The following is a 20,798-nucleotide window of genomic DNA, read 5'->3' as shown; positions in this document are numbered from 1 at the left end:
CGTGTTCATCGGCTCGAAGGCGAATTGCTGGTTCTTGGAATCGATCAGCGACAGCACGTCCGCAAGCGGCGCGCCGGCCTGCAGGGTGACAATGAGCTCGTTGGGCTCGTACGAGGTCACCGCGCTGAGTGCGGAGACGTCGAGCACGGCGTTGGTGGCCATCGCGTGGCCGATCCCGCGCTTGGTGCCATGACCGATGATCTCGAGCGGCTGCTCATTGGCAATCGCCGCGCGCACGACCTCTTCGACGTCTTTGGCGTCTCTGACCTTGAGCGTATCCACGCTGAAGCGGGTAGCGAAATTCGCGGCGGAAATCAATTCGACGCATGACGACGGTGCCTCGGAGCGCTGCGGCTGGCGTCCGGTCCCGACCTCGTCCTGAGGGGCTTGCGGAGCAAGCGTCTCGAAGGATGAAGGCCCAGCCGGACCCTCATGGTTCGAGACGACCGCGGAGCCTGTCATCGGGCCGCGCTTCGCGCGGACCCGTTGGCGGTCTCCTCACCATGAGGATCTGGACTGCCTTCCCGCCGGACCGGTCGCCACGCGACATTCGCACTTCGATCGACGTCGAATCATTGACGCACAGACTTCGCTATCTGTCGAACTGTCCCTGCGCATCGGGCGCCGGGGACGATGCGAGAGGAGTTCCATCATGAGCCAGCCGGCAATGATCAACGAGGCAATCAACGGCGGCGGCCTTCTGGTCGTGGCGCAATGGGAAGCGAAGGCCGACGAGGCCGACCGGGTCGCCGAGATCCTGCGCGGCTTCCTCCCGGAAGCGCAAAGCGAGCCCGGCGTGAAACTGTTCCTGATCAGCCGCGCCAAGGATAATCCGGCCCAGTTCCTGTTCTACGAACTGTTCCGCGACGAGGCGGCCTTCAAGGCCCACCAAGAGAGCGCGCACTTCAAGACCTACATCGCCGGCAAGGCGCTGCCGCTGCTGGCCAAGCGCGAGCGGACTCAATACGGGCTGCTTTAAGTGGCCTTGGAGGGAGGAGCTTGCTCTTCCCTCCGCACGATCCCCTAGAACCGCGGGAGATCCGGAAACGCCAGCTTGCCGGCATGGACATGCATGCGGCCGAGCTCGGCGCAGCGATGCAGGGTCGGAAACACCTTGCCGGGATTGAGCAGGCCCTGCGCATCGAAGGCGCATTTCAGGCGCTGCTGCTGGTTGAGGTCGATCTCGGTGAACATGTCGCCCATCAGATCGCGCTTCTCGATGCCGACGCCGTGCTCGCCGGTGAGCACGCCGCCGAACTCGACGCAGGCGCGCAGGATGTCGGCGCCGAAGGCCTCGGCGCGCTCGATCTCGCCGGGCTTGTTGGCATCGTAGAGGATCAGGGGATGCAGATTGCCGTCGCCGGCGTGGAACACGTTGGCGCAGCCGAGCTGGTATTTTTCCGACAGCTCCCGGATCCGTGCCAGCGCCTTCGGCAGCGCGCCGCGCGGGATGGTGCCGTCCATGCAGAGATAGTCGGGCGAGATTCGGCCCACGGCCGGGAATGCGGCCTTGCGGCCCGCCCAGAACAGGTTGCGCTCGGCCTCCGAGGTCGAGATCTGGCAAGTGGTCGAGCCGCAACCATTGGCGATTGCCTCGACGCGGCTGATCAGCTCGTCGACCTCGATCGACGGGCCGTCGAGCTCGATGATGAGCAGCGCCTCGACATCGAGGGGATAGCCGGCATGGACGAAGGCCTCCGCGGCGTGGATCGCGGGCTTGTCCATCATCTCCATGCCGCCGGGAATGATGCCGGCACCGATGATGCGCGCCACGCATTCGCCGGCTGCCTCGACTTGCGCGAAACCGACCATCAGCGCGCGCGCCGTCTCCGGCTTTTGCAGGATGCGCACCGTGATCTCGGTGATGACACCGAGCAGGCCTTCGGAGCCGGTGATGACGCCCATCAGGTCGTAGCCGGAATTCTCCGCCGACTTGCCGCCGATGCGCAGGATCTCGCCGCTCATCAGCACGATCTCGCAGCCGAGCACGTTGTTGGTGGTCATGCCGTATTTCAGGCAGTGCACGCCGCCGGAATTTTCCGCGACATTGCCGCCGATCGAGCAGGCGATCTGCGATGACGGATCCGGCGCGTAGTAGAAGCCGGCATGCGCGACCGCCTGGCTGATCGCGAGGTTGGTGACGCCGGGCTCGGTGACGACGACGCGGTTGTCGAAATCGATCTCGCGGATGCGCTTGAACTTGCCGAGGCCAAGCAGCACGCCGTCCTCGAGCGGCAGCGCGCCGCCGGACAGCGAGGTGCCGGAGCCGCGCGGCACCACCTTGATGCCGTGAGCGGCACAATATTTCAGGACCTGTGAGACCTGCTCGGTGGTATCCGGCAGCACCACCACCATCGGCGGCTGCCGATAGGCGGTCAGCCCGTCGGATTCATAGGCCCGCATTTCGGGAGCGCTGTCGATCACGCCCTCGCCGGGGACGATTGCGCGCAGCGCGGCGACGATCTCCGCGCGCCGCGCCAGCACAGCCTGGTCGGCTGCCGGCATCATGATGGCCATTGGACGTCCCTTCCGGCTCTGCGCCGAACGATCAATTTGTCACGACGAATCAAGCACGTCCGCGGTGGTTTGGGTAGGCCCATCCGAAGGTCGCATTGCTTTGTTGCAGCGCAAGTTCTCTCTGGGGCAAGTTTGCTATCGCGAAACCTGTCAAACTTTCGCGGCTTGTCCGCTTGCACCGGACCTGCCAAAACCACGATCCTCAATCTGACCCCCGGGAAGAGACGAAGAGCATCCGATGAAAAAACTGACTTTTGGCGCACTGATGATCCTCACCGTGACCGCGACGGCGTCCGCCGCGATGGCGCAGGATGCCGCCGCCGGCAAGACCTCGTTCAACAAATGCCTGGCCTGCCACGCGATCGGCGAAGGCGCCAAGAACAAGGTCGGACCGGAGCTCAATGGTCTGGACGGACGTCATTCCGGCACCGCGCCCGACTACAATTACTCGGACGCGAACAAGAATTCGGGCATCACCTGGAACGAGGCGACGTTCAAGGAATACATCAAGGACCCGAAGGCCAAGATCCCGGGCACCAAGATGGCGTTCGCCGGCATCAAGAACGAGACGGAGATCAACAATCTCTGGGCCTATGTCTCGCAGTTCGACAAGGACGGCAAGATCAAGCAGTAACGCAACTCGCGAGGCGGCCGCTAATCGGCGGCCGCCTGCACCGAGGTGATTGCGTCGCTCATCGCCTCGATCTCGGTCTTGACGAGATCCGGCACCGCGTTCTGCACCATATGCCCGAGATCGGGCAGCACGATCAGCTTCGCATTCGGCACCATCGCGGCAAACGGACGCGCATGGATATTGGTCGACACGGTCTTGTCGGGCTCGCCCGCGATGATGACGACCGGCGCCGAGATCTCGCCATAGCGCGGAGCTTGCGCGGCCACCGACGCCTTCAGCGTCACGAGATCAAAGGCATTGGCGATAAATTCGCGCGGGCGCAGCAGCAGCGGCGTCGCGGAATCCCTTACGAAACCGTCCGGCATCACCTGCGGCAGGAAGACGTTGCGTGCACCGGATTCGGCCAGGACGTAGCCGAGCGGCAGCGTGATGGTGTAGGCGAGCAGCGGACCGATCACGGGCGTCGCGATGAGCTCGTTGTAGCGGCCGACGCCGCCGCGCCAGGGATGGGTCACCGGCGCCAGCATGACGAGGCCGGCAACGCGCTGCGGATGATCGAGCGCAAGGCGTGCGCCGAGAGCCCCGCTCCATGAATGCACGACGAAGATCGCGCGCGCGATGCCGAGTTTGGCCAGCGCCTCATCGATCATCCGCGCCTGGATCTGTGGCGTCGAATCCCGCCGTCTCGCCCGCGTGCTCCAGCCGTGGCCGGGACGGTCGATCAGGATGACGCGGTGGTGCTTCGCCAGGAGATCGCCGAGCGGCCGGCGCATCGCTTCGAGATTGGAGCTTGCGCCGTGCAGCATCACGATCGGCAGGCCGGCATCGCGCCGGCCGACATCGACGACGTGAAGCGTCGCACCGTCGACCTCGACCATCGGCCCCTGTGGTGGAAAGGCGCGCTGCAGGGCGAGGACCCCGGCCTGCGTGGCGAGCGCCAGCATGATCAGCGCCGCCACGACTAAGATCACGACCATGAAGACAATCCGGACAATTCTGGGCACATGGCAGCTACGGGTGTTGGAGGCGGCAGTTTCGCTCTGGGCGGCTGGTCACCACCACAGAAAGACCGGGCCTGTGGATATGTGCACAATTGTCATTTGGGAAAACTCAGCAAAATCAACGATCTTCCACGACGGTACACAAGCCTCGGGCCAGCTTCATGCGGCCGTCATGGCGGCTTCCATATAATCGCCACGGTCGGTTCGGCCACTAGAGGCGGGTGGGCGCCGATCCTCCTCGCAATCCATGGGAACGCGGGAAAGACCGGTAGGATTGTCATGGTTTGAACCGGAGGATTTTCGATGAGCTTCAGATCCAACGACACCGCGATCGACGAGATCGTCGCGAGCTGCAACGGCGACCTGCGCGGCGCGGTGCGGGCCCTGCTCCTGATCAACGAGCATCTCGAAACTGAGCTCGCGAAGCTCTATGCCGCAGCCGCCGACCGCGGCCTCGCCGAGCGCGGCACCAGCGTCCTGCACTAGGCCGCAACCGGTCTAGTTCGCGCTGTCCTCGTCCTTTTCGTCGTCGGGGGCGACCGCGGGACAGGCGCGAATGGTCGAACGCGCGAGCTTGGCGTCGGCCTTGGACTTGTAGGGACCGTCCCCGAACCAGATGTCGCCAATGATGACCGGGTTACTGGTCACAATGTCGCATTTGCCGGTGGCGTGGTTGCCGACCACCCAGAACAAACCATCGGCCAGACTGGCGGTGCCCAACGCCAGCAGCAACGCACCTGCGAGGATGAAACGCTTCATGGCTTTTGCTCCTGCCATGGACGTACGTCCGCGGCGGCGGCAACAACACCCCCGCCGAAACATACCCTTGGATCGTAGTTAATTTCCGCGCGCCGCGATCGCTCGAGAACGGCTCGATTTGTCGGCTAGATGTCGCGGCCTTCGACCTTTTCGGTCAGCGCCTTGACCTGCTCGGGGACCTTCTCGAGGTGCGGGTTGATCGCGAGCGCCTTGCGGTAGGCATCGAGCGCGCGCTTCTCGTCGCCGACCTCCTGCATGATCATGCCGAGGCCCGCGAGCGCGCCGAAATGGCGGGGTTCGCGGATCAGCACCTGTTGGATGTCGGCGAGCGAACGGCCATAGTCGTTCTGCATGTAGTACAGCGTGGCGCGCCGGTTCCAGGCCTCAATATAATCGGGCCTGAGCTTGATGACGGCATCCAGCAGCTTGATCGCCACGTCGACCTTCTGTGCATCCACGGCCGCCTTGGCGCGTGCCATCAGCAGCGCCGCGGTGTCGCTCGGGGTCTGCAGCCAGATCGCCCAGATCCGCGCCTCGACATGCTTGGCGCTGGCATCGTCGGGGGCGGCTTTCAGCGCCCCGAATAGGAAATCGAGATTCTTGCCGCGGTCGACCTTGGGAAGCTTCGCCGGCGCCTCGGGCAGCTTCTTCTGCTGCTTGGCGGGCGGGGCGGCCGGGTCGTCCTGCGCAACGGCCGGGGCCAAAGCGGTTCCGGCCAGAACGACGGCCAGACACAGGATGCGTTCGAACGAGAATCTCACTGCCATGGTGAAAGTCTAAACGCGCAAAGCCGTCCTTGCAAAGCAAGGACGGCGTCAAAGTCGTGTGAGACCGTGGTCTTGGGGGCGCGCGCAGAACGCGCGGCCGGGGCGAAAATCAGCCCTGGCGCGCCTTGAAGCGACGCTGCACCTTGTTGATCACGTAGACCCGGCCCTTGCGGCGGACCAGGCGGTTGGCGCGGTGGCGACCGCGCAGCGATTTCAGCGAGTTACGGACCTTCATGGCAGAATCCTGAACGTTCGAAAGGCCGTGTTCGGCACTACCGTTTCGGCACGCGCGAATGTGGCAAAATGACATTTTTCCCGCCGGCGGACCGACCGCCCGGGACGGGGCGGTTTCTAAGCCATGGCGGGACCGAATGTCAATGCGACAGGCTTAATTCCGAGCCGATTAACCCCAGATAGGGCTGAAACGGGCTCATCGCCACGCGGGGAAAATGGCTGGCCGGCGGGTGCTGCCTCAAGCGCTACCGCCCCTTGTCAAATTCGTTATATCATATAATCAATTTGCCGGTTCGGGAGGAAAGAAACCAATGCCGAAATTGAAGCTGCCCAACATCGACGACGTCGTCGCAATCGACATCCACACCCATGCCGAGGAGCCCTGTGGCTGCCATCCCGACGACGGCTATGACGACTTCCAGGCGCAGATGGCGGAGTATTTCAAGTCGCCGAACAAGCATCCGCCGACCGTGCCGGAAACCGCGGCCTACTACCGCTCCAAGAACATCGCCGCCGTGATCTTCCCGGTCGACGCCGAGCGCGAGACCGGCTTCCGCCGCTACAACAATTACGAGATGCTGGAGGTCGCCTCCGACCATCTCGATGTCCTCATCCCCTTCGTCTCGATCGACCCGCACAAGGGCAAGCTCGGGGCGCGCGAGGCGCGCAAGCTGATCGAGGAATACGGCGTCCGCGGCTTCAAATTCCATCCGACCATGCAGGGTTTCTACGCCAACGACCGCATGGCCTATCCGCTCTATGAAGAGATCAACAATGGCGGCGCGATCGCGCTGTTCCACACCGGCCAGACCGGCGTCGGCTCGGGCATGCCCGGCGGCATGGGGATGCGGCTGAAATATTCCAACCCGATGTACATGGACGACGTCGCGGCGGATTTCCCCGACCTCAAGATCATCCTCGCCCACCCCTCCTTCCCCTGGCAGGAGGAAGCTCTGTCGGTCGCGACCCACAAGCCGAACGTCTATATCGACCTGTCCGGCTGGTCGCCGAAATATTTTCCGCCGATCCTGGTGCGCTATATCAACTCGATCCTTCAGGATAAGATGCTGTTCGGTTCGGACTGGCCGGTGATCACGCCGGACCGCTGGCTGTCGGACTTTGCCAAGATCGACATCCGCGACGAGATCCGGCCGAAGGTGCTCAAGGCCAACGCGCGCAAGCTGTTGGGGATCTAGCCGAGAGGTCAACGTGACGATCAGAGCCGTCGTCTTCGACGCCTACGGAACGCTCTACGACGTCCAGTCGGTCGCGGAGATCACCGAGGATGCCTTTCCGGGCTACGGCGAGATCATCACGCAGGTCTGGCGGATCAAGCAGCTCGAATACACCTGGTTGCGCTCGCTGATGCGGCGCTACCGGGATTTCGCCACAGTCACGCGCGACTCGCTTGCCTATACGCTGCGCGTGCTCGGGCTCGACTATGACACCGAGGCGTTCGAGCGTGTTATCGAGAAGTACCTGCATCTCGACCTCTATCCGGACGCAACAAGCGCGCTCGCGGCGCTGAAGCCGCGCAAGCTCGCGATCCTTTCCAACGGCAGCCCGGACATGCTGAATGCGCTGGTGCGCAACACCAAGCTCGACCAGCTGCTCGACGCCACCATCAGCGTCGATGCGAAGAAGGTCTTCAAGCCGAGCCCGCAGGCCTATGAGCTGATCGGCGAAGCGCTCGGCACCGAGCCGAACGAAGTGCTGTTCGTCTCATCCAATCCGTGGGACGTATCGGGCGCGAAGGCGTTCGGGCTGAACGTCGCCTGGATCGAGCGGGTGACGCCCGAAGCCATGGCGCTCGCTTGCGTCGAGAACGAACTCGTGGCACCGCTCACCATGTTCAAGGCGATCCGGACCCAGATGGACGAACTTGGGTTTGCGCCGGATCACCGTGTCCGCGCGCTATCCGAGCTGCCGGGGATCGCCGCCCGCCCATAAGTTCGGAATGAGCAGTCAGGAATGAGCCTTCAATCCGTTCGCGCCTTCTTCGCCGAGAAAGCCCCCGACATTTCAGTCATCGAGTCCCCGATCAGCTCCGCAACCGTGGCGCTGGCCGCAGAAGCCTATGGCGTCGAGCCCGGGCGAATTGCCAAGACGCTGTCCTTGCGGATCGGCGAGCGCGTGATCCTGATCGTCGCCGCCGGCACGTCGCGCATGGACAACAAGAAGGTCAAGGCGCAGTTCGGCGGCAAGCCGAAGATGCTGGGGCTGGAAGAGGTTGCCCACATCACCGGCCATGAGGTCGGGGGCGTCTGCCCGTTCGGATTGAAGGCGCCGCTGCCGATCTATTGCGATGTCTCGCTGAAAGCGTTCGACGTGGTGGTGCCGGCCGCTGGCTCGACCCATAGCGCGGTACGCATCACGCCCGACCGCATGGCCGAGCTGGTCGCGGCCGAATGGGTCGATGTCTGCGAGCACCGGCCCTAAACGAGTCTAATAATCCTCGTCGTAATAGGGCGGCGGAGGCGGCGCGTTGTTGTAGCGCGGCGGCGGCGCAACGCGATTGCGCGGCACCGGCGGCTGCGGCTGGGCCCGGTTGTTGGATTCGAACACCGCCCGGCACGCACTCGAGAGCTGCGGCGTGTTCTGCTGCAGGCAGGCCACGATGCGGTTCCTGTCCGGAATCTGGTCGCTGCACAAACGCCACACATCCGGCGTGCACGCCATCTGCTGTTCCATGGTGCCGCGATATTCTTGGGCGAATGCTGCGCCCTGCGCGACGATGCCACCAATTGCGAGCGCAACACCCAGCGCTATCCGCTCTGTTCGCATGTCCCGATCCTTCCCGATTGCCTCAAACAGTCTTCAATCAATGAGGCGCGGCCGGGTTCTGGACCAACAACAAAATGTGAAAGGGCGTTTGGAACCTATTCCACCTTGCCGATCTTCTTCACCGCTGCGATCAGACGCGCGCTGTCGATTGCCACGAACTGCGAGAAGGCCGGCGCATCCTGATAGGCGACGAGACTGCCCGAGGCCTCGAACGATCTGAGCACGTCCGGGCTCGTCATCACCTGCGCCATCGCCTCGCGCAGGCGGATCGCGATCGGCGCCGGCAGCGCGGCTTGCGCGAACAGGCCGGCCCAGATGTACATCTCGACGTCCTTGTAGCCGAGTTCCTGGAAGGTCGGCACATCGGGGAAGCTCGCGATGCGTTGCGCGCCGCAATTGCCGAGCACGCGCAGCTTGCCGTCGTCGACCTGCGGCTTCAGCGTGCCGGGTGCTGCCGCGATCGCCTGGACGGTGCCGCCGAGGATCGCGGTCAGCGCGGGTCCGGCGCCGCGAAACGGCACGTGCAGCAGCTTGATGCCGGCGCTGCTCGCGAACATCTCCATCGCTACGTGCAGCGTGCCGTAGGGTCCCGACGAGCCATAGGTGATCTGGCCGGGGCGCTTCTTCGCATCCTCGACGAAGTCCTGTGCAGTCTTCCACGGTGCCGAGGCCGGCACCGCGAGCAGCGTCGGATCGGCGAGCACGCGCGCGATCGGCATAAATTGCGAGACTTCATAGGCGACCGGACGGTCGAACAGCCGGTCGGCCTCCGGCAGCACCGCGAGCGAGGACAGTGTCATCAGCAGGGTGTAGCCGTCGGGCTCGGCCCGCGCGGCTGCGGCATTGCCGACCGATCCGCCGCCGCCTCCGGCGCGATTGTCGACGATCACCGCCTTGCCGAGGATCCGCTCCAGCGCCATCGCCACCGGGCGCGCCGCAAGATCGGCCTGGCCGCCGGCCGGAAACGGCACGATCATGGTGATGTTGCGCGCCGGATAGACTTGCGCGAGCGCCGGACGCGAGATCACGGTCTCTGCGAGCGGCAATGCTGCGGCGGCACGCAGCAGGTCACGGCGGTTCATCGGCAGCCCCCCAATATGATTTTGTTTTTCGTTCAGGGGCAGACTAGCTCGATCCCGTAGAGCGGGCAAAGGCGCAAAGCGCCGTGCCCACCGAGCAGGAATTACGACGACTTCACCGCTTTCCTCGGCCGGCGCTTGCAGGTGCCCGGCAGTTTTGCCGCGAGAAAGTCGCCGAGCGCCTCGACGCGCGCGGGGCGCGGCCCGCCGGGCGGCGTTACCAGATGCACGGCGCCTTCAGCCTGCTTCCAGTCCTCCAGGATCACTTCAACCTCGCCGGAGGAGATGGCGTCGCCGACGATGAATTCGGGAAGCTCTGCGATGCCGAGGCCGGCGATCAGCGCCGGCATCACGGCTTCGCCATTGTTGACGCGGAGCTGCCCGCCCGGACGCACGCTGGCCTGCTCGCCGGCCGCGTTAGTGTAGTGCCAGACATTGGGCGTCGACAGATAGGCGTAGCTGAAGCATTTGTGCTCGGCGAGATGCATCGGATGCGTCGGACGGCCGTGACGCTTGAGATAAGACGGCGCGGCCACCGTAAAGCGCGGCATGGTGAAGAGGCGCCGCGCGATCAGCGAGGAATCCGGCAGCCGCGCGATCCGCACCGCCATGTCGAACCCCTCGCCGATCAGGTCGACGGTCGCATCGCTGAGGTGCAGGTCGACCGAGACTTCCGGATAGGTCTGGAAGAACTCCGGCAGCAGCGGCGCCACCGCCTTGATCCCGAATGTCATGGGCACGGCGAGCCGGACCAGCCCGCGCGGCGCCACCGACTGCGCCAGCGCCTCGTTCTCGGCCGCCTCGCCATCAGCAAGCAGGCGCGTCGCGCGTTCGGCGAGCTTGTGCCCGGCGTCGGTCAGCGCGAGCCGGCGCGAGGTGCGGTTGAACAGCCGTGCGCCGAGCCGCTCCTCCAGCCGCGTGACCGCCTTGGAGACGGTTGCCTTGGACATCGCAAGCTCGTTCGCGGAAGCCGCAAACGACCGTAATTCCACGACTTTTGCGAAGATCGCGAGCGCCTCGAAATCGGGGAGTTTTGCCATGGGAGCGATCCGATCAGTAAATTATAGGAAACAATGCATTTCAACAGTTTCTATTTCTATACCACAGGCGGAGGCATATCCAATAGCCATCGCAAATTCGTGGACTGGAGAAATCCAATGACCAAGAAGCTCTCAGGCAAGGTTGCCCTCGTCACCGGCGGTTCGCGCGGCATCGGCGCGGCATCCGCCCGCGCACTCGCCGATCAAGGCGCAGACGTCGCCATCAGCTATGTCGCCTCCCCTGAAAAGGCGGAAGCCGTCGTTGCCGATCTGAAGGCCAGGGGCGTCAAGGCCCGCGCCTTCAAGGCCGACCAGGCCTCGGCCAAGGACGTCACCAAGCTCGTCAATGACGTGGCCAAGGAGTTCGGCCACCTCGACATTCTCGTCAACAATGCCGGCGTCGCCGCCGGCGGCGCGATCGACGACGCCAATGCCGACATTGAAGCCCTCGCCCGCCAGGATGCCATCAACGTGCACGGCGTGATCGCGGCGATCCGCGCCGCCTCGCAATTGATGGGCGAAGGCGGTCGCATCGTCACTGTCGGCTCGATGCTCGCCGACCGCGCCTCGTTCCCGGGGCTTGCCGACTACGTCGCCACCAAGGCGGCCGTCGTCGGCTACACCAAGGGAGCGGCACGCGACCTCGGCCCGCGCGGCATCACCGTGAACGTGGTGCAGCCCGGCTCGATCGACACCGACATGAATCCGAAGGACGGCGGGGAATTCGCCGAGACGCAGCGCAAGCAGCACGCGCTGCAGCGCTTCGGCCGCCCCGAGGAAGTCGCCGCCGGCGTCGTGTTCCTCGCGAGCCCGGAAGCCTCCTTCGTCACCGGCACCGTGCTCAATGTCGACGGCGGCTTCGGCGCCTGATTGCGACGTCAATGGTTCAAACAGGAACTACGCAAATGATCGAACTCAGACCTTTCGCAAAGCTCGGCGGCGCCGACCACGGCTGGCTCAAGGCCAAGCATCACTTCTCCTTCGCAAGCCACTATGACCCGAACAACATGGGTCACGGCGCCTTGCGGGTGTGGAATGACGACGAGATCGCGCCGAACACCGGCTTTCCCGCCCATCCCCACGCCAACATGGAAATCATCACCTATGTGCGCGAGGGCGCGATCACCCATCAGGACAGCCTCGGCAACGAGGGCCGGACCGAAGCGGGCGACGTGCAGGTGATGAGCGCCGGCAGCGGCATCCGCCACTCCGAATACAATCTGGAGCCGACCAGCACCCGGATCTTCCAGATCTGGATCGAGCCGACGACGCGCGGCGGTCAGCCGACCTGGGGTTCAAAACCGTTTCCGAAGGCCAACCGCTCGGACAAGCTCGTTACCATCGCGAGCGGGTTCGAGGCCGATACGGACGCGTTGCCGATCCGCGCCGATGCGCGGGTGCTCGCGACCACGCTGAGAGCCGGCGAGAGCGTGGAATACGAGCCGCAGAAGGCGCGTCACCTCTATCTCGTGCCGGCCGCAGGCTCAGTCGAGATCAACGGCGTGCGCGTCAATGCCCGCGACGGCGCCGCGATCCGCGACGAGGACAGGCTGAAGATCACGGCGCTGGAAGATTCAGAGCTCGTGCTCGTCGACGCGGCGTAACGACGATCGCCGTCATGGCCGGGCTTGTCCCGGCCATCCACGCCCTCCGCAAGAAAGCAAGTACGTGGATGCCCGGGACATAGGCGAGCGGAAGCGACGCCGTCCTTCGGACGGCTATGCCCGGGCATGACGTCCCCAACTACTAACCCCATCAGATCTACACAACGGAGACCATCATGACCAAAGTTCTCGTCCTGTATTATTCCGCCTATGGCCACATCGAAGCGATGGCCAATGCGGTTGCCGAAGGCGCTCGTGAGGCCGGCGTAACCGTCGACATCAAGCGCGTGCCCGAGCTCGTGCCGGCCGAAGTGGCCAAGGCCTCCTACTACAAGCTCGACCAGGCGGCGCCGGTCGCCAAGATCGAGGACCTCGCGAATTACGACGCGATCATTGTCGGCACCGGCACCCGCTTCGGCCGGATGTCCTCGCAGATGGCGAACTTCCTCGACCAGGCCGGCGGGCTCTGGGCCAAGGGCGCGCTGCACGGCAAGGTCGGCGGCGCCTTCACCGCGAGCGCGACCCAGCATGGCGGCCAGGAGACGACGCTGTTCTCGATCATCACCAACCTGCTGCATTTCGGCATGGTGGTGGTCGGCATGAACTACGGTTTTGCAGGCCAGATGAAGCTCGACGAGGTCACGGGCGGCGCGCCCTACGGCGCGACCACGATCACCGGCGGCGACGGCAGCCGGCAGCCCAGCGCCAACGAGCTCGCCGGCGCCCGGTATCAGGGGCGCCAGATCGCGGAGACCGCCAAAAAGCTTCATGGCTGAGCCTCGGTCTCAAGATCAACTGCATGGCTGATGCGATGCGGGCGGCATTCTCCTTGCGGAGATGCCGCCCCATCTATTGGGCCGGGGCGACACTGAATGGCTTTTGAAATTCTCTTGATCGCGCAAAAGATCCGTCGGCCTGCCCAGGCGCTGGCGCGGCGCTGGTATTGCCGAAGCCTGTTCCGCGCCTCCCGCGGCCGGCTGCATTGCGCGGGATGCACCAAATCGTAAGGCACGACCAGCTAGGCCTGCGTGATGTCAGCGTGAGGCCGGATTGGATCCGTAAGCACAGGCGCCGGCGCCGTCGAAAGCCACCAGCCCTCACCGGCAAACCAGCACGTCTCGTCGGGCGCGCCTTCTCTCCGCAACGACTTCACGCTCTCCCATCCTTTTGCGAACGCTTCGGCCAATCGCCGGCCGGCATCCGCATCCTGCAATCCCGCGCAGCCGATGAACTGGGCACGGCCGAGGAATTTCGCGGGCCAGATCGTGCCCTCGCCCGGGCGCGTGATCATCAACATGCCACCGTGCACGCCTTCGGGCGCCAATGGAAACACCAGCCGCCCGCCGGGCCGCAGCGTCTCGAGCCATTCCGTGGCCGGCTGCGCTGCGCCTGCGCAGACATAGATCACGTCAGCGCTCGGCAGATCCGACGCGATACCCGAGCGCTCACGCAGCTCGACTTGAGCAATGTCTTTCAGATTTTCGCGCGCGAGCGCCGCGAGACGTTGGTCGATCTCATAGGCATGAACGCGGCCGCAAGGTCCCACGAGGTGCGCGAGGATTGCGGTGTAGTAGCCGCTGCCCGCGCCGATCTGGAGCACGGTCTCGCCTTCCCTCACGGCGCAGCCGCTGAGCCAATAGGCATGCGCACCGGGCATCCCGATATTGAGGCCACGCGCGCTGTCGAGCGCCAGCAGCGTGTTCTGATAGATGAAGGCGGGATCGTCATCGGGCGTCACGACATAGGTGTGACCGCCGAAGGAGATCGACCACGGCCCGGGCCCGACGAAAGGCTCGCGCCTGACGGTCCGAAAGGCCTGCTCGATACGGGGATCCGCGGTCCTCGCCGCGGCGCAGATCAACTGCGCATAGAATGCGCGATATTTTGCCGAACGATCTTCCATGTCGCCTCCGGGGAACGAGGGTGACGATAGCACAGCGCTCGCGACAACTGGAAGTTTTGCGCCATCCCGAGCTTCATGCGCTTCAGGGATAGGACCTGCCCATCGCCCGCGCCGCAAAAGCCGCCAGCCTGGGATGGCGCCGCAGGCCCTGCGCGGTGTGGTCGCGCAGGACATAGGGCCAACCGCGCCACGATAGCGCGACGCTGACATCTGTGAGCGGCACCGGCACCGCGCCGAAGCGGCGCTTGTAGTCGTGATTGCCGATGCTGAGATCGAAGCGGCGCACGCCCTGCGCATGCAGGGCTTCCATCGTGCGCTCGGTCACGAGCAGCCCGGGCGAGCAGTTCGCCCAGTTCTTTCCGGCATGGCTGATGCGCAGCAGGACGTAGGTCGCGCCATATCTGACGCCCAGCGTGGTCGCCACGATGCCCTCGTCGCAGACGAGCGCCGAGACGACCGCGTAACCCTCCGCAACGCCCCGCCGCGCCACATCGCGGTAGAAACGCGCGTGGGCGTCGTCGTTCAGGACGAACCTCGAGCCGAGCTGATTCATGCGGTCCTGCTGTTGGACATCCATCACATCCAGCAGCTCGCACGCGCGATCGAGATTAGTGGCGATCTCGAAACGCGCACCGGCATGGCGACTGAAGACGCGCCAGCAGCGCGGCATCTGCATGCGCTTGATCGAGGCCTGGTAGTCCGCATAGTCGTCACCCGCCAGCACGAGATTGCCGTTGAGCGAGCAGGATCCGACGCGGCCCAGCGTCACCAGCGGGTTGCGCTTGCCGCCGACAGAGGCCGGCATCTTCTTGAGGCGCAGGAGATCGAAGCGCTCCGGCAGGGCGCGCAAGCCCTTGACCAGCGCCTCGCCCACGGCGCGTGCACCGGCCGGATCCAACGGGGCGTCAAGCGACAGGATCGGCGCATTGTTGTCGGACACGCCGAGATCGGCGAACTCGACGATACGGATGCCGCCTCCGGTGCGGCAGACCATCGGCACCACCGCGATGTCCCTGCCGGTGGCAGCATCGGAGATCACGGCGATCAGCGGCGCGAGGTCATGAAACGCCTCGTACCAGGCGCCAAGCCAGTAGCCATGCTGGAAGGCGGTGCGGTGCCCTGCGCTCAGGCGCAATGTGGCCTGCGACCAGTCACGCACGAAATCGACTGCGATTCTCGCCGTGCTGGACACCCGACCATCTAATTGCTCGACGCTGAGAAACGTCATCCGCGGGACATATTGTTACTGAATGTTTCCAGATAGATGATGTTTTGCCGCAGACCACAAGTGACGTCGCTGCTTATCGTTAAGTGATACCGTCGCAGCGCGAAGCCGGTAGGCCATGTCCCGATATGAAAAGTGAGCCTGCGACAGGCTGTCATTCCCGACCGGGCTCCACGGTCTCGACGCACTGGAACCTGGCGAGGAAGTGCAGCCCGGCCACGGCGACGACAAACAAGAACCAGATCGGATTCTGCCGTTCGAGCAGGAAAGTCTCGGTCGTCCCATAGTAAAGCCCGAACAGCCAGACGGTCAGAAACAGCTTGGCGAGCGCCCCGCTGCGATTGTGGGTCCGGGCCTCCTGGAAATTGCCGAGCGGCGTCAGCACGAAGATGAGGACAACGAGCAACAGCCCCGGCAGGCCAATCGTGACGGCGAGGTCGAGATAGCTGTTGTGGCTGTGCGCCGCGGTCACGGCCCATTCGGCGCCCTGGGCTGTCTGCCGGTCGGTCACGTCGTCCCAGAACGCCGCATAGCCGTGGCCGATGACCGGCTTTTCGGCGACGGCTGCGAGCGCGAACTCCCAGATGTCGGAGCGGCCGGTGAAGGTCGGATCGACCGGAAGCTGCCGCGTGATGGTCCCGAGAGCCGGACTCATGGCGCTGCCAACCGTCAGCAGGTTCATCACGATCAAGGGCACGATACAGATGATCCGCTTCAACCACAGGCTCCGCGTGACGTAGACCAGGGAGGCCATCGCATAGATGGAGAGGCAGAGTACCGTCGACGTCTTGCCGCCGGTAAAGATCAGGAAGACGCCGGCAAGGATCGCGATCGCTGGCCCCATCACGAACGACCGAACGGCGCAGAGATAGATGCCGAGATAGACCAGGATGGTCATCACGGGCGAAGCGACATTCTTGTGCCCAAAGCTCCCGCGCCAGTCGCCGGCGAGCTGCGGCTCGGTGATGTCGAGCGCAGTGTGGATCGAGTATTGGGGTGCGAGAAAGACGCCGAGATAGCACACGACAAGCAGCACGAGGGCGGCACCGCCGAGGCACATGTTGAAGCTTCGCTGCGTCCGCGGCAGGAGCGGCAGCAACACCGCAAGCGAGGTCACGCTGGCCGCCAGCGCGAACCGCTGCATGGACACTCCGCGGCTTTCGGAGAAGACCACGTTGATCAGCATCCAGCCGACGAGGCAAAGGTGCAGCGGCGTCACCAGGGTCTTCAACGAGGGCGCGTCACTCGCGGCACAGAGCAGCACCGCCACCGCGGCCAGCAATCCGAAGGAGATGTAGGTCAATGCCAACCGCCCGCCGACGACGTTGGCGACATCTGGGTTGCGTAGATCCGGAAATGGATCGAGCGTCACCAGGATGAGCAGCAGGGCTACGACGGCGACGAGGCAGCGCGCCGCGTTCACGACGTCGAGCTTCGCCAGCAGGGTGCGCAAGCCGTGGCCCAGCGAACGGGCCTCGACCTCAATCATGTCTGCGGCGCTGCGATCCATGCCTCAAGGCCGATATGGCACGCGTGGGGAGGTCCTGGGTTTAACCCACTCCCGTTAACCATCCGTCAACCAGCGTGCTGGAGCTGGCGGACACCGCATGCTGCCGCGCCACGCTCCGCGCGATGTCGTAATATTGCCGCGCCCGCTGCTCCAGCGTGAGATTGTCCAAGACATAGCCGCGCGGATCGAACGAGTCTTTCATGCACCCGGCCCAGAAGTCCGCCCAGCCCGCCTCGAAGCCGGCGCGGTCGACGAACTTCATGCCGCAGCGCTCATCCCAGTAGGGAACCGACGATACCGGCGCGAACGTGACCCGATGCGGAAAATAATCGGGATCCCGCCACGGCCCACCGGGATCCCAGGCGAAGACCGGCACGCCACAGGACAGGGCCTGCTGATAGGCGATGCCCTGACTCTCGTTCTGGCAGAGAAAGATCATCGCGCGCGAACGCGCCAGCGCTGCCTGAAAGTCCTCTTCCTTGTAGCTGCCGTAGCGCAGCTCCGTGAACGAGCGGCCCTCGCTGACGAGCCGGGCGCGAACGGGCTCGATGAGTTCCGGCGCGTAGCGCTCGCGATCCCAGTGGACCTTGTCGTAGATCAGCACGTCGACGGACTTGTCGGCGGCGCGCGACGGCGCCCACCGATCGGTATCGATGCCGATCGGCCAGGCTTCCGTGTCGGGCCAATACGGTCGGTACATGTCGGCGTACCACGGGCCCGGCACCACGACCTTCTTCACCGGCAGGCGCGTGAACAGGTCGGGATCGTCGAGCGGATGATTGTGAGCGGCAACCCCGAGCAGGATCGGATTCTTCCAGGCGAATTTGTCGAGCAGGAACGTGCGGCCGATGATGCAGGCGAGCTCGTCGGGATGCTGCGCGATGTAGCGATAGTCGTTGACGCGGTAGCGGATGCCGAGCCGGTCCAGCCCCGCACAGAGATTGAGGAAGACGCGAAGCTGCCCACTCATCCGCGGCTCGCCGAACAGCATCTTGCGCGCCATACGCCGCAGGTGCCGGTCGCCGGGAAACCAGCGGTCGTCCTTGTCCTCGTAGAAAAGGTTGAGGACCAACTCATCAGAATCGTGTTCGAATGTCTTCGCGCGCACTGGGTTCATCCACCGCTACCGAGCTCGCTATCTCGCATGAGGCCGGGGGTCGCACCTATCAAGAATCCGCGACAGACTTAACGCCACGAGCTTAACGCTAATTGACGAAACCGATGGCGTGCCGGCCGTCTCAACGACGATTTGACAGTTATGCGGCTATCATGCCGCGCGCCTGAGGCTGCGATCGCTGGCATTGCCGGCTTCGAGATACGGCCCGGTTAACAGACTCTTAAAGACGAGCCGCCGCGTGAACACCGCCGAAGCCATTGTCGACTTGCCGACCGCCGCGCTGCCGTCGACCAGCGTCCGCGCGCCCTCTCCGGCCGGGCCGGTCTCCGTCGTCATTCCCGTCAAGAACGGCGCAGCCTATATCCGCGAAGCCATCGACAGTGCGCTGACGCAAGGCGGCGTCGCTGAAATCATCGTCGTGGACGATGGTTCGACTGACGACACGATTGCAATCGTCCGCTCCATCCGCGATCCACGATTGCGGCTGACGACGAACGTTTCCTCCGGCGTATCAGCCGCGCGCAATTTCGGCGCACAAAATGCGACGGGCGATTGGCTGGTGTTCCTCGATGCCGATGACCGCCTGCGCCCCGGCGCGGTTGCGACGCTGCTCGCGGCAGCGCGCGGCGCCCCCCGCGCGGTTCTCGTCTACGGCGACTACAACACGATCGATAGCGAGGGACGCCAGATCGGCCGGCGCGAGCTGCTGAAAGGACGACGCAAGCCGTCCGGCGACGTGCTGGAGCGGCTCGCGAGCGGCAACTTCATCGTCAATGGCGGCATCGTGCTCACGCGCACTGAGGCTTTCCGCGCCGTCGGCGGCTTCGACGTTTCGCTACGATATTGCGAGGACTGGCACTGCTGGTGCCGTCTTGCCGCCATCGGCGAGTTCGAGTTCGTGCCCAGACTTCTGCTCGACTATCGTTTGCATACCGCCAACACCATGAACGCGGCAGTGCGGACGCCGCAGGACTTCTTCCCGGCGGTCGCGCGCGTGTTCGACGACGGATTGATCCTGGCGAGGCTCCCCGAAAGCGCCGCAGCCCGGCTGCGTCAGGCCGCCGAGATTCATCTCGTCACCTATTCGGCGATGCAAGCGATCCGCTTCGGCAGGTATCGCGAGACCCTCGCCTATCTCGGGATGGTTGGCCGGCGGTCGCTCAAAGCGATGCCGCGGTCCGCGATCAGGATCGTCCTGGCCTATTTTGGTATCTAGTCCGTCGCCGCCGGGTCAGGACACGATCTTCGAGGCTTCATAGGGCTTCGGCTCGACACCGAAAGCAGCAAGCGCCGCGCCGAATGCGACCATCACGGGATGCATCGCGACGACGGCCTTCGAGGTCGTCAACAGACGCGCCGCGCGAAACAGCGACAACGGCAGCCGTCCGAGCATCAGCGCGAACACACGCACCCGCACGGCCGCGCTCTGCGCAGCCTTGTACTGCACACGATAGTTGATCGCGCCGATGCGTAGGCCGCGCCGCACGATCCAGCCGAGGCTGGTCCGGCTGCGCGGCACGGTCTCGGTGATGACGGCCTCCGCCGTCCAGTGGAACGTCATGCCGGCATCGCGGCACCGCACGAAGAAGTCGGTGTCGCCGCCGCCGAGGAAATTGAAGCGCAGATCGAAAGCGGGACTGCCAAAGCGGTCGAATGCGGCGCGCGTGATGAGACAATTGCCGCAGCCATAGATCAGCGGCACCGCGCCGCTGTAGTCATAGGCGGGACAAAATACGGGATGACGCGAGAGCCACGGCTTGCGGTCGTCGTCGAAGACCGGCAGCACCGGCCCGCCGACCACGTCTGCGCCGGTCGCCTCACAGGTCCGAACCATCAGCTCGAGCCAGTCGGGAGAGGCGATCTCGTCATCGTCGATCATCAGGAAACGGGTGGCGGCGGGGAACAATGTCCGGGCCGTCTCGAACGCGGCGTTGATCGCCTGGCAATTGCCCTGCCGCTTCTCGACGAGGCAGATGCCCTGGAGCTTGCCGGCGGCAAGAAACTCCGCGGCGACCGGCGCGCTCTCGCGCTTCGAGGCGTCGTTCTCGACCATGACGACGGCGAAGGCGCGCGGCGTGCGCTGGCGGACGAGCGACTCCAGCGTCAGCCGCAAATGCTGCGGGCGGCGGAAGCAGGGAACGCAGACGACGATGCCGACCGACAGGTCGAGGACGCGCGAGCTCGCCGCGATCTCCCGGTTGGGATCGCGCACGACGTCCGGGATACGGCTGGCGGACAGGTCTGTCGGGATCAGAGTCATGACGTCCTAGATGTCCGAGATTTATTGAAAAAGCCCTGCGTCAATCGCATGCATCCACGTCGTCCCGCACCGGCACAGCACTTCGGGGACAGATGCGTCCCAAAATGAGCGAGCGCCCCGACCACGAAACGTCGCCACGCTGCCGATCTCTCGCCGATGCAGGCGCATCACCAGGCGCTTAACCGCTTTTGCGCGTTTCTCCCGCGGCTCCTTGCGCGCGTGTTACTGCAATTTGCGGTCCACCGGCACAGAGACAAGACAATGCGAACGATGCCGTAGTTAACGGGCCTGCGCATTAACCCGACCGAAAGCACCGCAACCGGTGAGACGGCGCAGCATCAGATTTGCTCTTCGGGCACGTGAC

24 protein-coding genes are annotated in these 20,798 nt (G+C 64.5%); 10 read left to right on the top strand and 14 right to left on the bottom strand.

The genetic code is table 11. The annotated features are described in order from the left end of the window. Nucleotides 1-462, bottom strand: a 462-nt coding sequence (locus tag AXW67_RS44155; protein ID WP_245315618.1) for an FAD-binding protein, incomplete at its 3' end; no start/stop codon positions are given. 190 nt (nucleotides 463-652) lie between these two features. On the opposite strand from AXW67_RS44155, the gene AXW67_RS18540 reads away from it, so the two are divergent. Then, the gene (locus tag AXW67_RS18540) at nucleotides 653-979 is read left to right on the top strand and encodes a putative quinol monooxygenase (RefSeq protein WP_063679029.1); all 327 of its coding nucleotides are present in this window, start codon (nucleotides 653-655) and stop codon (nucleotides 977-979) included. Between the two features lie 44 nt (nucleotides 980-1,023). On the opposite strand, the gene AXW67_RS18535 is transcribed toward AXW67_RS18540, so the two are convergent. Then, the gene (locus tag AXW67_RS18535) at nucleotides 1,024-2,517 is read right to left on the bottom strand and encodes an FAD-linked oxidase C-terminal domain-containing protein (RefSeq protein WP_063679028.1); all 1,494 of its coding nucleotides are present in this window, start codon (nucleotides 2,515-2,517) and stop codon (nucleotides 1,024-1,026) included. A gap of 238 nt (nucleotides 2,518-2,755) precedes the next feature. On the opposite strand from AXW67_RS18535, the gene cycA reads away from it, so the two are divergent. After that, a complete protein-coding gene (gene cycA / locus AXW67_RS18530; protein WP_063679027.1) occupies nucleotides 2,756-3,151 on the top strand; it encodes a cytochrome c-550 CycA in 396 nt (131 codons plus the stop codon). Between the two features lie 20 nt (nucleotides 3,152-3,171). Here the strand turns inward: cycA and AXW67_RS18525 are convergent, their stop codons facing one another. Then, complete coding sequence (locus AXW67_RS18525; protein WP_063679026.1) at nucleotides 3,172-4,128, bottom strand: alpha/beta fold hydrolase; 957 nt, start codon at nucleotides 4,126-4,128, stop codon at nucleotides 3,172-3,174. A 327-nt stretch (nucleotides 4,129-4,455) separates the two neighbouring features. Here AXW67_RS18525 and AXW67_RS18515 point away from each other — a divergent pair, with 327 nt between their 5' ends. Then, nucleotides 4,456-4,638 carry a hypothetical protein gene (locus AXW67_RS18515; RefSeq protein ID WP_027551973.1) on the top strand — a complete coding sequence of 61 codons (183 nt, stop codon included), beginning with the start codon at nucleotides 4,456-4,458 and terminating at the stop codon, nucleotides 4,636-4,638. 12 nt (nucleotides 4,639-4,650) lie between these two features. Here the strand turns inward: AXW67_RS18515 and AXW67_RS18510 are convergent, their stop codons facing one another. The 3 genes from AXW67_RS18510 to ykgO form a co-directional block, all read right to left on the bottom strand. Next, a complete protein-coding gene (locus AXW67_RS18510) occupies nucleotides 4,651-4,911 on the bottom strand; it encodes a hypothetical protein (RefSeq protein ID WP_063679024.1) in 261 nt (86 codons plus the stop codon). A 125-nt stretch (nucleotides 4,912-5,036) separates the two neighbouring features. Next, a complete protein-coding gene (locus AXW67_RS18505) occupies nucleotides 5,037-5,678 on the bottom strand; it encodes a tetratricopeptide repeat protein (protein ID WP_063679023.1) in 642 nt (213 codons plus the stop codon). Nucleotides 5,679-5,787: 109 nt separating this feature from the next. Beyond that, nucleotides 5,788-5,913, bottom strand: a complete 126-nt coding sequence (gene ykgO, locus AXW67_RS18500; protein WP_006611362.1) for a type B 50S ribosomal protein L36 — start codon at nucleotides 5,911-5,913, stop codon at nucleotides 5,788-5,790. Nucleotides 5,914-6,223: 310 nt separating this feature from the next. Between ykgO and AXW67_RS18495 the strand changes: the two genes are divergently transcribed. Genes AXW67_RS18495 through AXW67_RS18485 form a run of 3 tightly spaced genes read left to right on the top strand, consistent with a single transcriptional unit; the run spans nucleotide 6,224 to nucleotide 8,351 of the window. Then, nucleotides 6,224-7,108 carry an amidohydrolase family protein gene (locus tag AXW67_RS18495; protein ID WP_027551976.1) on the top strand — a complete coding sequence of 295 codons (885 nt, stop codon included), beginning with the start codon at nucleotides 6,224-6,226 and terminating at the stop codon, nucleotides 7,106-7,108. A 13-nt stretch (nucleotides 7,109-7,121) separates the two neighbouring features. Continuing rightward, a complete protein-coding gene (locus tag AXW67_RS18490; protein WP_063679022.1) occupies nucleotides 7,122-7,862 on the top strand; it encodes a haloacid dehalogenase type II in 741 nt (246 codons plus the stop codon). Between the two features lie 21 nt (nucleotides 7,863-7,883). After that, nucleotides 7,884-8,351, top strand: a complete 468-nt coding sequence (locus AXW67_RS18485; protein ID WP_063679021.1) for a YbaK/EbsC family protein — start codon at nucleotides 7,884-7,886, stop codon at nucleotides 8,349-8,351. 6 nt (nucleotides 8,352-8,357) lie between these two features. Here the strand turns inward: AXW67_RS18485 and AXW67_RS18480 are convergent, their stop codons facing one another. From AXW67_RS18480 to AXW67_RS18470, 3 genes are all read right to left on the bottom strand, one after another. Further along, nucleotides 8,358-8,696 (bottom strand): hypothetical protein, encoded by a 339-nt coding sequence (locus AXW67_RS18480; protein WP_063679020.1) that lies wholly within the window; start codon nucleotides 8,694-8,696, stop codon nucleotides 8,358-8,360. A gap of 95 nt (nucleotides 8,697-8,791) precedes the next feature. After that, on the bottom strand, nucleotides 8,792-9,778 hold the full coding sequence (locus AXW67_RS18475) for a tripartite tricarboxylate transporter substrate binding protein (RefSeq protein ID WP_063679019.1): 987 nt from the start codon (nucleotides 9,776-9,778) through the stop codon (nucleotides 8,792-8,794). 101 nt (nucleotides 9,779-9,879) lie between these two features. Next, nucleotides 9,880-10,815 (bottom strand): LysR family transcriptional regulator, encoded by a 936-nt coding sequence (locus tag AXW67_RS18470; protein WP_063679018.1) that lies wholly within the window; start codon nucleotides 10,813-10,815, stop codon nucleotides 9,880-9,882. Between the two features lie 117 nt (nucleotides 10,816-10,932). Between AXW67_RS18470 and AXW67_RS18465 the strand changes: the two genes are divergently transcribed. From AXW67_RS18465 to wrbA, 3 genes are all read left to right on the top strand, one after another. After that, a complete protein-coding gene (locus tag AXW67_RS18465) occupies nucleotides 10,933-11,685 on the top strand; it encodes an SDR family NAD(P)-dependent oxidoreductase (protein WP_027551982.1) in 753 nt (250 codons plus the stop codon). 35 nt (nucleotides 11,686-11,720) lie between these two features. Further along, nucleotides 11,721-12,419 carry a pirin family protein gene (locus tag AXW67_RS18460; protein WP_063679017.1) on the top strand — a complete coding sequence of 233 codons (699 nt, stop codon included), beginning with the start codon at nucleotides 11,721-11,723 and terminating at the stop codon, nucleotides 12,417-12,419. Between the two features lie 176 nt (nucleotides 12,420-12,595). After that, nucleotides 12,596-13,195: an NAD(P)H:quinone oxidoreductase gene (gene wrbA / locus AXW67_RS18455; protein ID WP_063679016.1), complete on the top strand. Its 600-nt coding sequence runs from the start codon at nucleotides 12,596-12,598 to the stop codon at nucleotides 13,193-13,195. 242 nt (nucleotides 13,196-13,437) lie between these two features. Here the strand turns inward: wrbA and AXW67_RS18450 are convergent, their stop codons facing one another. The 4 genes from AXW67_RS18450 to AXW67_RS18435 form a co-directional block, all read right to left on the bottom strand. Further along, nucleotides 13,438-14,322: a protein-L-isoaspartate O-methyltransferase family protein gene (locus tag AXW67_RS18450; protein WP_063679015.1), complete on the bottom strand. Its 885-nt coding sequence runs from the start codon at nucleotides 14,320-14,322 to the stop codon at nucleotides 13,438-13,440. Between the two features lie 82 nt (nucleotides 14,323-14,404). Continuing rightward, nucleotides 14,405-15,550, bottom strand: a complete 1,146-nt coding sequence (locus AXW67_RS43220; RefSeq protein ID WP_063679014.1) for a GNAT family N-acetyltransferase — start codon at nucleotides 15,548-15,550, stop codon at nucleotides 14,405-14,407. A 151-nt stretch (nucleotides 15,551-15,701) separates the two neighbouring features. Next, the gene (locus AXW67_RS18440) at nucleotides 15,702-17,057 is read right to left on the bottom strand and encodes an O-antigen ligase family protein (protein WP_063679013.1); all 1,356 of its coding nucleotides are present in this window, start codon (nucleotides 17,055-17,057) and stop codon (nucleotides 15,702-15,704) included. A gap of 40 nt (nucleotides 17,058-17,097) precedes the next feature. Further along, the gene (locus AXW67_RS18435; protein ID WP_063679012.1) at nucleotides 17,098-18,165 is read right to left on the bottom strand and encodes a glycosyltransferase; all 1,068 of its coding nucleotides are present in this window, start codon (nucleotides 18,163-18,165) and stop codon (nucleotides 17,098-17,100) included. Between the two features lie 247 nt (nucleotides 18,166-18,412). Here AXW67_RS18435 and AXW67_RS18430 point away from each other — a divergent pair, with 247 nt between their 5' ends. Then, on the top strand, nucleotides 18,413-19,390 hold the full coding sequence (locus AXW67_RS18430; protein WP_063679011.1) for a glycosyltransferase: 978 nt from the start codon (nucleotides 18,413-18,415) through the stop codon (nucleotides 19,388-19,390). A gap of 15 nt (nucleotides 19,391-19,405) precedes the next feature. Here AXW67_RS18430 and AXW67_RS18425 read toward each other — a convergent pair whose 3' ends face one another. Further along, nucleotides 19,406-20,434, bottom strand: coding sequence for a glycosyltransferase family 2 protein (locus AXW67_RS18425; protein ID WP_063679010.1), 1,029 nt, complete (start codon nucleotides 20,432-20,434; stop codon nucleotides 19,406-19,408). Between the last annotated feature and the right edge of the window lie 364 nt (nucleotides 20,435-20,798).

Origin of the sequence: Bradyrhizobium neotropicale, from assembly GCF_001641695.1 — a bacterium.
GTDB classification, from domain to species: domain Bacteria; phylum Pseudomonadota; class Alphaproteobacteria; order Rhizobiales; family Xanthobacteraceae; genus Bradyrhizobium; species Bradyrhizobium neotropicale.
The sequence above is the reverse complement of the archived record's forward strand: the minus strand, read 5'-3'. Positions and strand labels throughout refer to the sequence as shown.

Bases quoted from the DNA above. Each gene is read 5' to 3' on its own strand.
- AXW67_RS18540 (WP_063679029.1), top strand. From the start codon at position 653: ATGAGCCAGCCGGCAATGATCAACGAGGCAATCAACGGCGGCGGCCTT.
- AXW67_RS18535 (WP_063679028.1), bottom strand. From the start codon at position 2,517: ATGGCCATCATGATGCCGGCAGCCGACCAGGCTGTGCTGGCGCGGCGC.
- cycA (WP_063679027.1), top strand. From the start codon at position 2,756: ATGAAAAAACTGACTTTTGGCGCACTGATGATCCTCACCGTGACCGCG.
- AXW67_RS18525 (WP_063679026.1), bottom strand. From the start codon at position 4,128: ATGGTCGTGATCTTAGTCGTGGCGGCGCTGATCATGCTGGCGCTCGCC.
- AXW67_RS18515 (WP_027551973.1), top strand. From the start codon at position 4,456: ATGAGCTTCAGATCCAACGACACCGCGATCGACGAGATCGTCGCGAGC.
- AXW67_RS18510 (WP_063679024.1), bottom strand. From the start codon at position 4,911: ATGAAGCGTTTCATCCTCGCAGGTGCGTTGCTGCTGGCGTTGGGCACC.
- AXW67_RS18505 (WP_063679023.1), bottom strand. From the start codon at position 5,678: ATGGCAGTGAGATTCTCGTTCGAACGCATCCTGTGTCTGGCCGTCGTT.
- ykgO (WP_006611362.1), bottom strand. From the start codon at position 5,913: ATGAAGGTCCGTAACTCGCTGAAATCGCTGCGCGGTCGCCACCGCGCC.
- AXW67_RS18495 (WP_027551976.1), top strand. From the start codon at position 6,224: ATGCCGAAATTGAAGCTGCCCAACATCGACGACGTCGTCGCAATCGAC.
- AXW67_RS18485 (WP_063679021.1), top strand. From the start codon at position 7,884: ATGAGCCTTCAATCCGTTCGCGCCTTCTTCGCCGAGAAAGCCCCCGAC.
- AXW67_RS18480 (WP_063679020.1), bottom strand. From the start codon at position 8,696: ATGCGAACAGAGCGGATAGCGCTGGGTGTTGCGCTCGCAATTGGTGGC.
- AXW67_RS18475 (WP_063679019.1), bottom strand. From the start codon at position 9,778: ATGAACCGCCGTGACCTGCTGCGTGCCGCCGCAGCATTGCCGCTCGCA.
- AXW67_RS18470 (WP_063679018.1), bottom strand. From the start codon at position 10,815: ATGGCAAAACTCCCCGATTTCGAGGCGCTCGCGATCTTCGCAAAAGTC.
- AXW67_RS18465 (WP_027551982.1), top strand. From the start codon at position 10,933: ATGACCAAGAAGCTCTCAGGCAAGGTTGCCCTCGTCACCGGCGGTTCG.
- AXW67_RS18460 (WP_063679017.1), top strand. From the start codon at position 11,721: ATGATCGAACTCAGACCTTTCGCAAAGCTCGGCGGCGCCGACCACGGC.
- wrbA (WP_063679016.1), top strand. From the start codon at position 12,596: ATGACCAAAGTTCTCGTCCTGTATTATTCCGCCTATGGCCACATCGAA.
- AXW67_RS18450 (WP_063679015.1), bottom strand. From the start codon at position 14,322: ATGGAAGATCGTTCGGCAAAATATCGCGCATTCTATGCGCAGTTGATC.
- AXW67_RS43220 (WP_063679014.1), bottom strand. From the start codon at position 15,550: ATGACGTTTCTCAGCGTCGAGCAATTAGATGGTCGGGTGTCCAGCACG.
- AXW67_RS18440 (WP_063679013.1), bottom strand. From the start codon at position 17,057: ATGGATCGCAGCGCCGCAGACATGATTGAGGTCGAGGCCCGTTCGCTG.
- AXW67_RS18425 (WP_063679010.1), bottom strand. From the start codon at position 20,434: ATGACTCTGATCCCGACAGACCTGTCCGCCAGCCGTATCCCGGACGTC.